The sequence below is a fragment of the Enterobacter sp. genome (assembly GCF_977039595.1).
The window spans coordinates 1-14819 of record NZ_CDRQYH010000025.1 but is presented as its reverse complement, the minus strand read 5'-3'; the positions used below and the strand labels follow the sequence as shown (position 1 = coordinate 14819).

General features: G+C 58.1%; 14 protein-coding genes and 1 pseudogene. 6 read left to right on the top strand and 9 right to left on the bottom strand.

Going from position 1 to position 14819, the window contains the following annotated elements; all coding sequences use genetic code 11:
- Positions 1 to 110 precede the first annotated feature (110 nt).
- The gene (locus tag ACWYRJ_RS10000) at positions 111 to 410 is read left to right on the top strand and encodes a DUF2755 family protein (protein ID WP_008503287.1); all 300 of its coding nucleotides are present in this window, start codon (positions 111 to 113) and stop codon (positions 408 to 410) included.
- Here the strand turns inward: ACWYRJ_RS10000 and ACWYRJ_RS09995 are convergent.
- The 3 genes from ACWYRJ_RS09995 to ACWYRJ_RS09985 all read right to left on the bottom strand — a co-directional run bounded on the left by ACWYRJ_RS09995 (position 407) and on the right by ACWYRJ_RS09985 (position 3388).
- Positions 407 to 1504, bottom strand: a complete 1098-nt coding sequence (locus ACWYRJ_RS09995; RefSeq protein ID WP_249575804.1) for a DUF1615 domain-containing protein — start codon at positions 1502 to 1504, stop codon at positions 407 to 409. The two genes, ACWYRJ_RS10000 and ACWYRJ_RS09995, sit on opposite strands and share 4 nt — an antisense overlap.
- A 14-nt stretch (positions 1505 to 1518) precedes the next feature.
- Complete coding sequence (gene sbmA / locus ACWYRJ_RS09990; RefSeq protein WP_104949290.1) at positions 1519 to 2739, bottom strand: peptide antibiotic transporter SbmA; 1221 nt, start codon at positions 2737 to 2739, stop codon at positions 1519 to 1521.
- Between the two features lie 115 nt (positions 2740 to 2854).
- Entirely contained in the window at positions 2855 to 3388 is a 534-nt protein-coding gene (locus ACWYRJ_RS09985; protein ID WP_249575805.1) for an isochorismatase family protein, read from the bottom strand.
- A 204-nt stretch (positions 3389 to 3592) separates the two neighbouring features.
- On the opposite strand from ACWYRJ_RS09985, the gene ampH reads away from it, so the two are divergent.
- The 3 genes from ampH (at position 3593) to ACWYRJ_RS09970 (ending at position 7732) form a co-directional block, all read left to right on the top strand.
- Positions 3593 to 4753, top strand: a complete 1161-nt coding sequence (gene ampH / locus ACWYRJ_RS09980) for a D-alanyl-D-alanine-carboxypeptidase/endopeptidase AmpH (protein WP_029739742.1) — start codon at positions 3593 to 3595, stop codon at positions 4751 to 4753.
- A gap of 164 nt (positions 4754 to 4917) precedes the next feature.
- Complete coding sequence (gene hemB / locus ACWYRJ_RS09975) at positions 4918 to 5892, top strand: porphobilinogen synthase (RefSeq protein ID WP_021241687.1); 975 nt, start codon at positions 4918 to 4920, stop codon at positions 5890 to 5892.
- A 127-nt stretch (positions 5893 to 6019) separates the two neighbouring features.
- Entirely contained in the window at positions 6020 to 7732 is a 1713-nt protein-coding gene (locus tag ACWYRJ_RS09970) for a lysophospholipid acyltransferase family protein (protein ID WP_455507809.1), read from the top strand.
- A 25-nt stretch (positions 7733 to 7757) separates the two neighbouring features.
- Here ACWYRJ_RS09970 and tauD read toward each other — a convergent pair whose 3' ends face one another.
- From tauD to mmuP, 6 genes are all read right to left on the bottom strand, one after another.
- Complete coding sequence (gene tauD, locus ACWYRJ_RS09965; protein WP_111963457.1) at positions 7758 to 8609, bottom strand: taurine dioxygenase; 852 nt, start codon at positions 8607 to 8609, stop codon at positions 7758 to 7760.
- Entirely contained in the window at positions 8606 to 9433 is an 828-nt protein-coding gene (gene tauC / locus ACWYRJ_RS09960) for a taurine ABC transporter permease TauC (protein ID WP_048225831.1), read from the bottom strand. Before tauC ends, tauD begins: the two co-directional genes overlap by 4 nt.
- Positions 9430 to 10197 carry a taurine ABC transporter ATP-binding subunit gene (gene tauB, locus ACWYRJ_RS09955; RefSeq protein ID WP_455507808.1) on the bottom strand — a complete coding sequence of 256 codons (768 nt, stop codon included), beginning with the start codon at positions 10195 to 10197 and terminating at the stop codon, positions 9430 to 9432. Before tauB ends, tauC begins: the two co-directional genes overlap by 4 nt.
- Before the next feature lie 10 nt (positions 10198 to 10207).
- On the bottom strand, positions 10208 to 11170 hold the full coding sequence (gene tauA, locus ACWYRJ_RS09950; protein WP_001018397.1) for a taurine ABC transporter substrate-binding protein: 963 nt from the start codon (positions 11168 to 11170) through the stop codon (positions 10208 to 10210).
- A gap of 178 nt (positions 11171 to 11348) precedes the next feature.
- Complete coding sequence (gene mmuM / locus ACWYRJ_RS09945; RefSeq protein WP_111963462.1) at positions 11349 to 12281, bottom strand: homocysteine S-methyltransferase; 933 nt, start codon at positions 12279 to 12281, stop codon at positions 11349 to 11351.
- Complete coding sequence (gene mmuP, locus ACWYRJ_RS09940; RefSeq protein WP_133293858.1) at positions 12268 to 13668, bottom strand: S-methylmethionine permease; 1401 nt, start codon at positions 13666 to 13668, stop codon at positions 12268 to 12270. The genes mmuM and mmuP overlap by 14 nt, the downstream gene beginning before the upstream one ends.
- 334 nt (positions 13669 to 14002) lie before the next feature.
- Here mmuP and ACWYRJ_RS09935 point away from each other — a divergent pair.
- Positions 14003 to 14692: pseudogene (locus ACWYRJ_RS09935) on the top strand (AI-2E family transporter); the annotation flags it as partial.
- Between the two features lie 57 nt (positions 14693 to 14749).
- Positions 14750 to 14819 (top strand): IS1 family transposase (locus tag ACWYRJ_RS09930; RefSeq protein WP_001680836.1); only part of this gene is annotated, 70 nt, incomplete at its 3' end.

Sequence of the window (14819 nt, the reverse complement as noted above, 5' to 3'; positions counted from 1 at the left end):
GAGGATTCCGGCGCGTAAATTACCACGATTCTGATATTGACAAATGCGATGACCTGTCAAACTCACCCTGTACGAAGCGTATTAACAGAGCGATTTATCCGGAGGTCATCATGGCTGACTTTACATTGTCGAAACCGATTTTTGGCGGAAAACCAAAAACCTCTACGGCGGGTAATATCGCGTATGCCCTGTTTGTCCTGTTTTGCTTCTGGGCCGGCTCTCAGCTGCTAAATATGCTGGTGCATGCGCCAGGCGTTTATGAACATCTGATGCAGGTGCAGGATAACGGACGCCCGCGAGTTGAGATTGGCTTTGGCGTCAGCACCCTGTTCGGCCTGATCCCCTTCCTCGCGGGATGTATGATTCTGGGCGTTGTGGCATTAGTGCTGCGCTTTCGCCGCCGCCGTTAAAGCCCCATACAGCGAGCCCGGCGATCGTCCACGCGTTTTGCGAACCACGCGGTGGTCAGGTTACGCGTGATCTTCGGGCTTTCCAGCTGAATGCCCGGCAGGATAGCCCTCGGTAACGTTTTCCCGCTTTTCTGCTCTGCGAGCGCAAACACCTTCTTGTACAGATCCGTTTTCTCAAAGGCCAGACTATCGCCTTTCTCAAGCTGACGGCGAATGTCGCTGTTGCTCAGACCCAGCGTTGTCGAAAGTTTCCGTACGGCCAGCTCGGTGCCCCCTGCTTCGCTGCTGCCATAAGCGATGAGATCGCCGTCCAGCGCGAGCTTGACGCCGCTTGCGCGGCTGACCGCACTCTGGAATGCCGCATTACGGCTGGCATACCAGCCGGCGTTAAAGTCGGCAAAGCGGTACAGCGGCTCATCGTAGTTCGCCGGATAGTTCAACAGGTGATACGTGCCGAACCACAGTCCTCCGCGCAGGGAGAAGACCTCCTGACGCACCGTACCGTCGATTTTCCACGGATAGCCGTCGGTGTGTTTCTCCGCGAACGCGATGCTTACCTGCATCGGACCGCCGGTGTGGACCGGGTTCAGTGAGCCAAACAGCTTCTGCCCCATTGGGACCATGCTGATGAAATCATCAAAGATGGCGCTAAGCTGTTTTTCGGTTTTCACCGTATCCAGCCGTTCGCTGTAGCTTTTACCGTTCGGCGAGGTGATTTTAAGCGCTGTATGCACGAGGAACACCGGGATATGCATGGACTCCGCGCGGCGGTCGATCTCTTTCCAGGCGATTTTGTTCAGACCCGGCACAGCCGGATCTGACTGGTACATTGACTCCTGCTGCGCCACCGCCAGCACCGAACAGATGTTCTCCTCGGTCGGCGCGATCTTTTGGCTTTCAAAGGTTTTTGCCAACGCGTCTGCCCACGCATTGCGATCCTTCACGCTGGCGGGCATTTTCTGCCGCACAACGCTCGCCACATCAACGGGCTTCTCGCCCTTTTTGAGCGGAGCGGCCCCCTTTTCGGCACAGCCTGCCAGTACAAAAGCGGCCAGAATAGTCAACGGTAACGCGCGCGGTACAGCAAAAGACATAGCAACTTCCTGTATTAGCTAAATGTGTTGGTGACTTCCTGCAGGTCACGATCGTCCAGCTCGCGTTCAAAGCTGCGCAGACGTTTGTAGATGGACATCAGTTCTACCAGCGTGGTCCAGGAGCTGATCAGGTACTGGAACGACCCGCGAACCTGACCGAAAACGTTGGTGATCTGCGTCATCAGACCGAGCGTAATCGTACCCGCAACAATGGACGGAAACAGCAGGAACAAACCGAAAACGTTATCCACCTGCAGATACAAAATACGCGCGATGTTGAAATACATATAGTGGAAGTAGAGACGGAAATAGTTACGACGCACGGCGCCAAACAGCTCGCGGACGGTCGGCGGCGAGGCGCGGTTGGCATCGTCTTCGCCATAAACCAGCTCTTTACGGTATGCGGCTTCGACGCGTTGATTCTTAAACTCCAGACCCGGCAGTTTGATCCCCACCACCGCCAGCAGGCCCGTCCCCATCAGCGACCAGACGATCGCGGCAATCACCAGACCATACGGAATATGGCCGACAATCGGCAAATCCGGTACATGCGCCGAGAGCGTTACCAGCACCGGCAGGAAGGCAATCAGCGTCATAATGGCGTTGATAAAGCTGACGCCCATGTCTTCAAGCGTGGAGGCAAAACGCATGGTGTCTTCCTGCACACGCTGTGCGGCACCTTCGATATGGCGCAGGTGCTGCCAGTGCGCCATATAATGTTCGTTCATCGCGGTACGCCAGCGGAAAACGTAGTGGCTGACGAAGAAGTTGTTCATCACGCCGATGATAACCGCAATCAGGGCGATGCCGAGGAAGACGCCAACTTCATGGTAGAACTGATTGATGGTCACCTTGTGCGGCGAGCTCAGCGCGGTCTGGATCAGATCGTAGAACGGCGCATACCAGGCGTTAACCGCCACGCCCACTTCCACCAGGAACCAGGTGACGAAGATAATCAGCGATGTGCCGAGGATCGACCAGTACTGCCAGCGGTGCGGAGAATAGACAAACCAAAAAAGGGCAAACAGCCCTACGCACACCGTGTAGTAGGCATAAAACAGCAGGTAGCTGAGTGACCAGAAGCGCGCCGCGCTAATCGGTACCTCGCCTGTCGCTCCCGTGATGCGCGTCAGCCATGCGCCGCCGCCCGCCTGCCAGAAAATGACAGCGATGAGTGCCCAAATAAATGCCGACAGGAAAAAAGGCCCCGGCTTTGGGAAAAAAGACTTAAACATAATGCTTCCTTCTTGTTGTTATGGCTGTTGCTGTGCACAACACGTTACCAAACGAAATACCTGCCCAAGCCAGCCTCCCGGCTCAGGCAAAAAGGTCAGACCCGAGGGTTGATTATTAGTTCGCTTTCCAGTTTTTGAGAATTGTTTCGGTGCGTTTCACTGCGAGAGGGTTCGCCGGTGCGATGAAGTTACGCCAGACGTCGTTGTGATGTTTAATCAGGATCTGTGCTTCAGCAGCCGGGCGGTTGGATGTGGTATGGGCATCTTCCGCAACTGTGATGTGATAACCCCGGCTAACGCCGTTCTTGATCGTCGCATCGACGCAGTAATCGGTGGCGCAGCCGCAGATGACAAACTCGCGAATGCCCTGGTCACGCAGCAGCGTCTCAAGCGCCGTGTTGTAAAAGGCATCACAGGCCGTTTTGGTCACGTAAAGCGCGTCAGCGGGCTGATGGAGTTCAGGCAGTAGCGCAAACCCTTCACTTCCCTCTTCCAGCCCTCCGGCTTCGGTGTGCTGAATAAAAATCACCTTGTCGGCAGCCTGCGTAAGCTGGTTGATCAGAGACACACACTTTTCGCGCTGATGACGAGGGGTTTCAAATACCCCGTTCTGCATATCGACAACCATAACCACACGCTTCTCAGACATACCGTTCTCCGTAAGATTGAGTGACACTGGTGCTTATCATAAGCCCGATGTCACAAAATGGGAGATGGCTCGTAAGTAAATTGTTCATATTTACCCATGGTTACGTTTTTCTCGCTATCGTTATGCAATTCGGGGCATTGCGCGGTACCGTTTAGTAGTATAAATACCCATTACTTTCCTATTTCACTTCATGGATGCTTTTCGTTGAAACGTTGTCTGCTCTCTTTTGCCGCGCTGTGTGCGGTGAGCTTTTCTACCGCCCAGGCAGCCCAACCGCTGACGGCACCCGTTTTAGCTTCTGATATTGCCGATCGCTACGCGAACCTTATCTATTACGGCAGCGGCGCAACCGGGATGGCGATGGTCGTCATTGACGGCAACCAGCGCGTGTTCCGCAGCTTTGGTGAAACGCGCCCGGGAAATAATGTTCACCCGCAGCTGGATTCCGTTATCCGCATCGCGTCCTTAACCAAGCTGATGACCAGCGAAATGCTGGTGAAACTGCTCGACCAGGGCGTGGTGAAACTCGACGACCCGCTCAGCAAATATGCGCCTCCAGGCGCCCGGGTTCCAACCTATCAGGGTACGCCGATTCGGCTTGTGAACCTTGCCACCCACACCAGCGCCCTGCCGCGTGAGCAGCCGGGCGGGGCGGCGCATCGTGACGTATTTGTCTGGCCAACGCGCGACCAGCGCTGGAGCTATCTGAGTACCGCCACGCTGAAGGCGGCTCCGGGTTCGCAGGCCTCTTATTCAAACCTGGCCTTTGACCTGCTGGCGGACGCTCTTTCAACGGCGGCTGGCAAACCTTATACGCAGCTGTTTGAAGAGCAGATAACCCGTCCGCTGGGCATGAAAGACACCACCTTTACCCCGTCCCCGGACCAGTGCCGTCGCCTGATGGTGGCGGAGAAAGGCGCAAGCCCCTGTAATAACACGCTCGCGGCCGTGGGCAGCGGCGGGGTCTATTCCACGCCTGGCGACATGATGCGCTGGATGCAGCAGTTCCTTTCCTCGGATTTCTACGCTCGCAGCAGCCAGGCCGATCGTATGCAAACCCTGATTTATCAGCGTACCCAGCTGCACCGCGTCATCGGGATGGACGTGCCGGGTAAGGCCGATGCGCTCGGCATGGGCTGGGTCTATATGGCACCGAAAAATGGCCGTCCGGGTATTATTCAGAAAACCGGCGGCGGCGGTGGATTCATCACCTATATGGCCATGATCCCGCAGTCAAACGTGGGCGCATTTGTGGTGGTCACCCGCTCTCCGCATACGCGTTTCGTCAATATGAGTGACGGGATTAATAACCTGGTGGCTGAGCTGAGCGCCAATAAAGCCCAGGTGCTTACCGCGTCCAACTGATATTAATATTCCGTGGGCAAGCGGTTGATGTTAAACCGTTTGCTCCGAACGACACCGTTCCTGCAGTCTTGCATGATCTATCGGTAAACCGCCCACTTTAATAAACACCTAACAACGCTTTCGGGTACACTAGCCTTCTTTGTTCCACAAACATCAGGCATACCATGACCGATTTAATTGCACGTCCCCGCCGCCTGCGCAAGTCACCTGCACTGCGCGCTATGTTTGAAGAGACAACCCTGACCTTAAACGATCTGGTGTTGCCGATTTTTGTTGAAGAAGAGATCGATGACTACAAAGCCATCGAAGCCATGCCGGGCGTAATGCGCATTCCGGAGAAGTATCTGGCGCGTGAGATTGAACGCATCGCCAACGCGGGTATCCGCTCGGTGATGACCTTCGGCATCTCCCACCATACCGACGCCACCGGCAGCGACGCGTGGAAAGAAGATGGTCTCGTCGCCCGCATGTCCCGCATCTGCAAAGAGACCGTGCCGGAAATGGTGGTGATGTCCGACACCTGCTTCTGCGAATATACCTCTCACGGCCATTGCGGTGTGCTGTGCGATCACGGCGTGGATAACGATGCCACCCTGCTGAACCTTGGCAAACAGGCTGTGGTCGCTGCCGCAGCAGGTGCGGATTTCATCGCGCCATCTGCCGCAATGGACGGACAGGTTCAGGCGATTCGTCAGGCGCTGGACGCGGCCGGTTTCACCGACACCGCCATCATGTCTTACTCCACCAAATTCGCCTCCTCCTTCTACGGCCCGTTCCGCGAAGCGGCGGGAACGGCGCTGAAAGGCGATCGTAAAACCTATCAGATGAACCCGCTGAACCGTCGGGAAGCGATTCGTGAATCCCTGCTCGATGAAGCCCAGGGCGCAGACTGCCTGATGGTGAAACCGGCTGGCGCGTATCTCGATATCCTGCGCGACATCCGCGAGCGCACCGAGCTGCCGCTGGGCGCTTATCAGGTGAGCGGCGAGTACGCGATGATCAAATTCGCCGCCCTGGCGGGTGCCATTGATGAAGAAAAAGTGATCCTGGAAAGCCTCGGCGCGATCAAACGCGCGGGCGCGGATCTGATCTTCAGCTACTTCGCGCTGGATCTGGCCGAGAAAAAAATTCTGCGTTAATCCTTTTTAGCGCCGGGTGGCGGCTTCGCCTAGCCCGGCCTGTTCTCTGCTCAAATCTTCACCCAACTGCAATACAACCGACATCTGCGCCTTCTACTGTCTTCGCAAGACGGCAGGAGGAGTAACCATGTTTAGCCTCGATAGCGTTCTCGACGATCTTTGGCCTCAGGCGAGGCCTGCACCCTGGCAAAAAAGTCTGTTAAAAAGACTGTTTTACGAAGACGAATTTCAGCAATTTGCCGCAGCCCACCGCCACCTGAAAGGCCTGGATATGGTGGAGCAGGTTCTGGAACACCTGGATATTCTCTGCACCGTTTCCGCCCGCGATCTCGAACAAATCCCCGAACATGGCCCGCTGGTCATTATTGCCAACCACCCGACGGGTACGCTGGACGGCCTGGCGCTGATGTACGCCGTCTCCCGCGTGCGGCGCGATGTTAAAGTCGTGACCAACCGGATGCTGACCCACCTTGAGCCCCTCAGCTCGCTGTTTATTCCGGTGGATAATATGGGCGGCAGGACGGCGAAAACGTCTCTGGTGCAGATGGAACAGCATCTGCAAAACGCGGGCGTGCTGATCTTCTTCCCGGCCGGAGAAGTTTCCCGCCCTACGCGCAAGGGCATTCGCGATAAAAAATGGCACTCCGGCTTTATCAAACTCGCCGGCAAGCTGCGCGCCCCGCTGCTGCCGGTACATATTCAGGCGCATAACAGCCTGCTCTTTTATGCCAGCACGCTGGTCTCCCCGACGCTGTCAATGCTGTTGCTGATGCAGCAGATGTTCCGCCGCCGCCACAGCCAGCTGCCGATCAAAATCGGCCAGCAGATTACGTGGCATCACTGGCACAGCGCTAACCTTTCGTCGCGTGAGATGGCCGAGCAGTGCCGTCAGCACGTGATGCGTCTTGGCAAGGGATTGCCCGGGGTCTTTAAAACCCAGTGCGCGATTGCCCGTCCGGAAGACCGGGCCACACTGAAACGCGCGCTGGCGAAGGCCGAGAGCCTGGGAAAAACCAGCGACGGTAAAACCATCTATCTTTGGCAGCGAAACGGCCAGGAAGACGCCCCGCTGCTGCGCGAGCTGGGCCGCCTGCGCGAGATTGCCTTTCGCGCGGTGGAGGAAGGGAGCGGCAAACGCCGGGACACCGACAGCTACGACGATGATTATCTGCACCTAATCCTGTGGGATGAGGAGGATCTGGAGATCGTCGGGGCGTATCGCTTTATGCCGACGGCCATGCAGATCGAAAAGCGCGGCGTTGAGGGGTTGTACAGCTATAGCCTGTTTCACTACGACGACAAAATGCAGGACGTACTGGAACACGGTATTGAGCTGGGGCGCAGCTTTATCCAGCCGCGCTACTGGGGACGCCGCGGCCTGGACTATTTATGGTCCGGCATTGGGGCCTATCTGGCGCGTTATCCGCACTACCGCTACCTGTTTGGCCCGGTCTCCATTTCCGGCGGCTTACCGCCTGCCGCGCGGGATCTGCTGGTGGCATTTTATCGCCTGTGGTTCCCGGCGACGCATCCGCTCGCCGCCTCGCGCCAGCCGTATCCCGCATCGCTGCCGGACGTGCTCGCGCAGTTTGGCGGCGTGGATTACGTGGACGATCTAACAAAGCTGAAATCCCTGCTCGGTAATCTTGGGTGCGGTATTCCGCCGTTATACAAGCAATATTCCGAGCTGTGCGAGCCCGGCGGCGTGCAGTTTATTGATTTTGGCAGCGACCCGGCGTTCAGCAACTGTGTTGACGGGCTGGTGCTGGTGGATTTGTGTTATCTGAAGGCGAACCGCTATCAGCGGTATATTGAGGCGCATTTACAGCCCTCTCCCTAAAAGGGAGAGGGTTAGGGTAAGGGGATCAAGGCGCACGGTAAAACGGCTTATCCCCCAAAATCGTCGCCCGCTGCATAATCCGGCGTTGCGGAAGATAGTCCGCATTGGCGTAGTGCTGCGTCACGCGGTTATCCCAGATCGCCAGGTCATTCTCCTGCCAACGCCAGCGTACCTGGAACTCCGGTTTGGTGATATGCGCGAACAGAAAACCTAACAGCGCCTCGCTCTCTTTCTCGGACACATCCACAATGCGCGTCGTGAATCCTTCGTTCACAAACAGCGCCTGCTTGCCCGTGACCGGATGGGTCCGCACCACCGGGTGCAGCAGCGGAGGATGTTTCGCAACCGCCTCCTGCCAGCGCTGATGTTCCTCTTCACTCTTGCGGTACTTGTACTCCTGGAACGATTTCTTGAAGTCATGCTCCGCCCGCAGCCCGCTCAGCAGCGTCCGGAACGGCACTGACAGCGCCTCATACGCCGCAATCCCGCTGGCCCACAGCGTATCGCCCCCCGTATCCGGCAGCAGCTTCGCCGCCAGTATCGCCCCCGCAGGCGGCGTCTCGATAAAGGTTACGTCGGTATGCCAGTTGTCGTTGTCCGGCGGATTATCGTTGTGGGTGTCGAGGACGATAATCTCCTCCACCCCTTCCGCATGCGGATAGACGGGGTGAATATGCAGATCGCCAAAGCGCAGGGCCAGCGCGCGCTGCTGCTGCGGAGTGATCGCCTGCTCGCGCAGGAATACTACCTGATGACGCAGCACCGCGTGGTATAGCTGCTCGAACTGGTTATCGCTCAGCGGACGGGTCACATCCAGGCCTGATACCTGTGCGCCAATGTACGGCCCCAGCGGGGTAATGGTCAGACGTTCACTCATTGTATTTCTCCATGCCAGGGCGTCAGGCGACGCTGTAACGCGCGCAGCCCCAGTTCTAATCCGAAGGCGATCGCGGCGATCACCGCGATCCCAGCCAGCACCACGTCAGTCGCCAGGAACTCCCCCGCCGACTGCACCATAAAGCCAAGGCCGCGCGTGGCCGCAATAAGCTCTGCGGCTACCAGCGTAGACCAGCCCACGCCAAGGCCGATGCGCAGCCCGGTTAAAATCTCCGGCAGTGCGCCCGGTAAAATCACGAACAGCAGCACCTGCGTGCGGCTGGCTCCCAGCGACTGCGCCGCGCGGATCCGCACCTGCTGGGCGCTCTTCACGCCCGCCAGCGCCGACATGGCAACCGGGGCGAAAATCGCCAGATAAATCAGCAGGATTTTTGACGTTTCACCGATGCCGAACCAGATCACCATCAGCGGCAGATAGGCAAGCGGCGGGACCGGGCGGTAAAGCTCAATCAGCGGGTCGAGGATGCCTCGCACCGTCGGGCTCAGCCCCATCGCAATCCCCACGGGAATGCCGATAATCACCGCCGCCAGCAGCGCCACCAGAATGCGCGCCAGGCTGGCACCTAAGTGCTGCCAGAGCGTGGCATCCATAAAGCCCTGCGGCCCGGCGATGGTAATGAGTTTGGCCAGCACCTGTCCCGGCGGCGGCAGAAACAGCGGGCTGACCCACTGCAGGGCAGCAACTGCCCACCACACCGCCAGCAGCACCAGCAGCGTACCGACGCTCAACGTGATTTGACGTGAGAAAGGCCAGCGCAGCGCCAGACGCGTGCGGCGCGTTTTTTCACTGAAGACGATGCTCATGAGAAGGCCTCCCGCTGTTCAAACACGCGGCTTAAAACGTACTCACGCTGTTCGATAAACAGCGGATCGGATTTGATGCTGCGCACGGGTTCCCCGGCGACGTAGCGGCGGGCGAAATCCAGCGGCAAACGCTCCAGCACGCGGCCCGGCCCCGGCGAGAGCAGCACCAGCTCCGTCGCCATAAACACCGCCTCTTCGATATCGTGGGTAATCAACAGCACCTGCTTGCCCGTCTCATGCCACAGGCGCAGCAGCAGGGTTTGCATCTGCTCGCGGGTGAAGGCGTCGAGCGCCCCGAACGGCTCGTCCAGCAGCAACAGCTGCGGATTCGCCGCCAGCGCGCGGGCAATACCTACGCGCTGCCGCTGGCCGCCGGAAAGCTGCCAGATCAAGCGTTTTTCCGCCCCTTCCAGCCCCACTTTTTTCAGCATCGCCCGCGCCGTTTCCAGCCGCTGTTCACGATTGATGCCCGCAAGCTGTAGCCCAAACGCCACGTTTTCCTGCACGTTGCGCCACGGGAGCAGACCTTCATTCTGGAAGACCACGCCGCGCTCGGCGCCGGGGCCTTCCACCTTTTTGCCTTCCAGCTGAATGGTGCCATGCTGATAAGGGACAAACCCGGCGATCAGATTGAGCAGCGTGGTTTTTCCGCACCCGGACGGACCCAGCACCACCAGCAGTTCACCGCTGTCCAGCGTCAGGTTGATATCCTCCAGCGCGGGTTTACCACCGTAATCAGCAGACAGATTTGTAATATTCAGCATGGCGGACTCCTTATTTCACAAAGCGATCGGTTACGTACTGGCTGTAATCCGTCGCCACCGCGGGCACTTTGCCCTGCTCTTTCAGGAAGGTGGCGGTATCAACAATCGCTTTGTTTACCGGCCCGGTCAGCTGCTGCACCTGCTGCGCGGGGGTCAGATAGGTATTGCCCTTCACCAGCCCCGGCACGTCCGCTTCCGGCACACCGCTCAGGCGGGAGAGTTTTTCCAGGTTTGCGGGCTGCTTCAGCCATTCATCCGGGTTACTGATATACGGCTGCTGGGCGTCAATCGCGCTTTTCGCGAAGGCTTTCACCACCTCAGGATGTTTCTCGGCGAAGTCTTTACGTACGACCCACACGTCGAGCGTTGGCGCCCCCCACTGGCCCACTTTTTCGGAGTCGGTCAGCACGGTGCCGTCTTTTTCCAGCTCGTTCACTGCTGGTGCCCACACATAGGCCCCGTCAATGTCGCCACGCTGCCAGGCCGCGATAATCGCCGGTGGCTGCAGGTTGATAATTTGTACCTGCCCCGGTTTGATGCCCCAGTGTTTTAGCGCCGCCAGCAGGCTGTAGTGGGTGGTGGAGATAAACGGCACGGCGATGCGTTTGCCGATCAGGTCTTCCGGTTTGGTGATGTTTTTCTTCACCACCAGCGCTTCAGAGTTACCGAGCTGCGAGGCGAGCAGGAACACCTCAATCGGCACCTGCTGGCTGGCCGCAACCGCCAGCGGGCTGGAACCGATATTGCCGATCTGCACGTCGCCGGAGGCTAGCGCACGCACCACGGACGCGCCGCTGTCAAACTTGCGCCAGTCGACTTTCGCGCCGCTCTCTTTGGCAAAGGTGTTGTCCGCCTGCGCGACTTTCGCCGGTTCCGCAGAAGTTTGATACGCGACGGTGACGTCCACCGCCTGCGCCTGAAATGCCCACAGCGCCAGTGCGCCGAGTAGTGTGATTCGCGATGAAATTGCCATAGTGCCTGCTCCCCTTGTTGTTATGAGGGCAGTATTTCCAACGCGGGAATTTTGATAAAGGAATAAAAATGAATCGCTCATAACGATTCGTTTTTAGATAAAAAGCGGGAAAGGATAGTTGGTTTTGTGCGGTTCGTTTTTTCCCCTCTCCCCGTGGGAGAGGGTCAGGGTGAGAGCATCAGCGCTGCGCGTTCAGCTCAGCAATATCCTTCGGCGTGGTGCGACAGCATCCGCCAATCAGCTTCGCGCCGGCTTCCAGCCACTGCGGCAGATACCCCGCCAGCGTCTCGCACGCTTCACCGTGGTGGTGCCAGGTTTTGGTCACTGCGTCATAATGCTCGCCCGAGTTCGGGTAGACCACCAGCGGCAGCGGCGTCAGGCTTTGCAGATGCTTCAGCGCGGCCGTGGTGTTTTCCAGGGCGATACAGTTAATGCCCAGTGCGACAATGTGCGGCGAGTTTGCCAGCACGCTGACCACGTCACGCAGCGGCGTGCCGTCGCTCAGGTGCTCGCTGTCCCGCAGGGTAAAGGAGAACCACGCCCGGGCGCGGGGATACTCGGCCAGAAGCGCCGCCAGCGCCTTAGTCTCGGCAAACGAGGGCAGCGTTTCGCAGGCCAGCAGGTCAGCGCCCGCGTCCAGCAGCGCTTCCACGCGCGGCCGGTGGAAGTCGGTAAATGCTTCCGCACTGCGCACGTAGTCGCCGCGATACTCTGAGCCATCCGCCAGATACGCGCCATACGGCCCAACGGATCCCGCCACCAGCAGCGTGCCCGCATGCGGATTTTCAGCCAGATACGCTTCACGCGCCTTACGTGCCAGCTCCACGCTTCTGCCAATAAGCGCCCGGGACTGCGCCTCGTCGAGGCCGCGTGCCGCAAAGCCCGCAGGCGTGGCCTGATAGCTGGCGGTGATCGCCACCTGCGCGCCCGCGCGGTAGTAATCCAGATGCACTTCGCGGATAAGCTCCGGGTTTTCCATCAGCACTTTGGCAGACCAGAGGCTGTCTGCCAGGTTACAGCCGCGCGCTTCCAGCTCCGTCGCCATCGCGCCATCCAGCACCACAAACGGCTGTTTTTCAAGGATGGCGGTAAGCGGATTATTCTGCGACATGTTCAGGCTCCTGCGATGTCATATTTCGGGTCAGGTAGTAGGCACCATAACACAGGGCGACAAACGGGATCCCGCAATAAAGGGCAATGCGCTGGCTTGGGTCAAACCACAGGCCGACACAGGCCACCACGCAGAGGATAAACCCGAGCACCGGCACAAGCGGATACCACGGCGCGCGGTACTGCAGCGCAGAGAGCGGCTGCCCGGACTGCAGATGGCGACGACGGAAAACGAAGTGCGACGCGCAGATGCTGATCCACACCGCCACCACCGCAAAGCCCGAAATTGCCGAGAGCGCCACGAACACCGTGTCCGGCGCCACCACGCTTGAGAACAGCGCCAGCACACCGCCGAGCATAGAAACCGAGAGCGCCGTCAGCGGCACGCCGTTTTTGTTCACCCGGGCAAAGCAGCGCGGCAGCGTTTTCTCATTAGAGAGCGACCATAGCATGCGCCCGGAGGCATACAGCCCGGAGTTCGCCGCCGAAAGGATCGCCGTAAGGATCACGAAGTTAAAAATATCCGCCGCGTAAGGAATACCGACCTTTTCAAACACCAGCACGAACGGGCTCTTTTCCACACCCGCCTGCTGCATCGGGATCAGCGCCGCCAGCACAAACACGGTACCGATAAAGAAGATAATGAGGCGCGCAATGGTAGTGCGGATCGCGACCGGAATCACCTTGTGCGGATTTTCAGTTTCCCCTGCCGCAATCCCGATGAGCTCGGTCCCGGAGAAGGCAAAGTTCACCGCCACCATGGTCATCAGGATCGGCAGGCCGCCGTGCGGGAACCAGCCTTCGGCGGTAATGTTGCTTAAGCCCGGCGCGGGTGAACCATCCTGCATCGGGATAAAGCCAAAGACCGCCGCGCCACCCAGAATAATAAAGGCGATGATGGTGATGACTTTCACCAGCGAGAACCAGAATTCGCCTTCAGCAAAGAAGCGCGTCGAGATGACGTTCAGGCCAAAAATCACCACGCAGAAGACCACGCACCACGCCCAGACGGGCACATGCGGGAACCAGTACTGCATACAGAAACCCGCGGCGGTGAAGCTCGAGCCGAGCGCTACCGTCCAGGTGAGCCAGTAGAGCCATGCCACGGTGTAGCCCGTCGCCGGGCCAAGATAGCGAGCGGCATAGACGTGGAACGCGCCGGTTTCCGGCATCGCCACGGAAAGTTCGCCCAGACACTGCATCACCAGCCAGACCACCAGCGCGCCTATCAGGTACGCCAGCAGCGTGCCCGCTGCCCCGGTCGTGGAAATGATGTAGCCGGTATTAAAGAATAACCCTGTCCCAATCACGCCACCCAGCGAGAGCATAATCAGGTGGCGTGTTTTCATGGTGCGCTTAAGCTGCCCATTTTCTTGTTGTGTTTGCATATTACCTTCTATACGTATGGACATCTAAACATCCAAAGAAGGTGTGTTATACCGCGATTGTTAATAAAAAGCTAGATGACCAGACGCAAACGGGCGCGCCGCGCGCTGAGTCTGGGGTGGGTTGTGAGGATCACATAGAGAATCGGACGCCAGGCCATAAGCACCTCCGCAAGCAGATACTTACAGCATGGTGCGGGAAAAGGCGAACTTCGGTCAGTCGAAAGTGGTATCCGTGAAGAGCGGAGTCATACCGCAACACTGCCCGGCGCAAGGGTTGGTAATTCTCACAATCAGTTCTATAGTCGACACTGCTTATTCGTTACCAGGAATCACTATGCGCTTTAATGGACTGACTAAAGGTTTCTTTATTTTCATTCTCGCCCTCGTCACCTGGGCCTTCTTCGACGTGCTGTCGCCCTACTTCTCCGCCATTCTGTGGGCCGCCATTCTGACCGTTATTTTTAACCCGGTAAAAAACAGGCTGCGCGCCGCGCTTGGGGATCGCAACGGGCTGGCCTCGCTGTTGACCATTGGCATTATCTGCCTGATCGTCTTTATTCCGCTGATGGTGATCCTCTCTTCGCTCGCCATTGAGCTGAACGTGGTTTACACGAAGCTCCAGGAGAACAACACCCAGTTCCCGGAAGTGGTGGCGAGCATCTTTAACCACCTGCCTGACTGGGCCAGCGGCTTCCTGGCGGATCACAACCTGACCAACGCGGCGCAGATCCAGAAAAAACTCTCCGATGTTGCCCTACAGGGCGGGCAATATCTCGCCGGCAGCGCGTTCCTGATCGGCAAAGGCACGTTTGGCTTTGCGATTAGCTTCGGCATTATGCTTTATCTGCTGTTCTTCCTGCTGAAAGACGGCCCGTATCTGGTGCGCCAGATCCTCGACTCTCTGCCGCTGTCTGATTTCGCCAAGCAGCACCTGTTCGCCAAATTCGTCGGCGTGTCGCGGGCCACGGTAAAAGGTACGGCGGCGGTGGCGGTTGTTCAGGGCATCCTCGGCGGGATTGCGTTTGCGGTGATGCTGCCAACTTACTGATTTAGTGTATGATGGTGTTTTTGAGGTGCTCCAGTGGCTTCTGTTTCTATCAGCTGTCCCTCCTGTTCAGCTACTGACGGGGTGGTGCGTAACGGCAAAAGCA

Bases quoted from the DNA above. Each gene is read 5' to 3' on its own strand.
- ACWYRJ_RS09985 (WP_249575805.1), bottom strand. From the start codon at position 3,388: ATGTCTGAGAAGCGTGTGGTTATGGTTGTCGATATGCAGAACGGGGTA.
- mmuP (WP_133293858.1), bottom strand. From the start codon at position 13,668: ATGCAAACACAACAAGAAAATGGGCAGCTTAAGCGCACCATGAAAACA.
- mmuM (WP_111963462.1), bottom strand. From the start codon at position 12,281: ATGTCGCAGAATAATCCGCTTACCGCCATCCTTGAAAAACAGCCGTTT.
- ACWYRJ_RS09995 (WP_249575804.1), bottom strand. From the start codon at position 1,504: ATGTCTTTTGCTGTACCGCGCGCGTTACCGTTGACTATTCTGGCCGCT.
- tauB (WP_455507808.1), bottom strand. From the start codon at position 10,197: ATGCTGAATATTACAAATCTGTCTGCTGATTACGGTGGTAAACCCGCG.
- tauA (WP_001018397.1), bottom strand. From the start codon at position 11,170: ATGGCAATTTCATCGCGAATCACACTACTCGGCGCACTGGCGCTGTGG.
- ACWYRJ_RS09970 (WP_455507809.1), top strand. From the start codon at position 6,020: ATGTTTAGCCTCGATAGCGTTCTCGACGATCTTTGGCCTCAGGCGAGG.
- ACWYRJ_RS10000 (WP_008503287.1), top strand. From the start codon at position 111: ATGGCTGACTTTACATTGTCGAAACCGATTTTTGGCGGAAAACCAAAA.
- tauD (WP_111963457.1), bottom strand. From the start codon at position 8,609: ATGAGTGAACGTCTGACCATTACCCCGCTGGGGCCGTACATTGGCGCA.
- hemB (WP_021241687.1), top strand. From the start codon at position 4,918: ATGACCGATTTAATTGCACGTCCCCGCCGCCTGCGCAAGTCACCTGCA.
- sbmA (WP_104949290.1), bottom strand. From the start codon at position 2,739: ATGTTTAAGTCTTTTTTCCCAAAGCCGGGGCCTTTTTTCCTGTCGGCA.
- tauC (WP_048225831.1), bottom strand. From the start codon at position 9,433: ATGAGCATCGTCTTCAGTGAAAAAACGCGCCGCACGCGTCTGGCGCTG.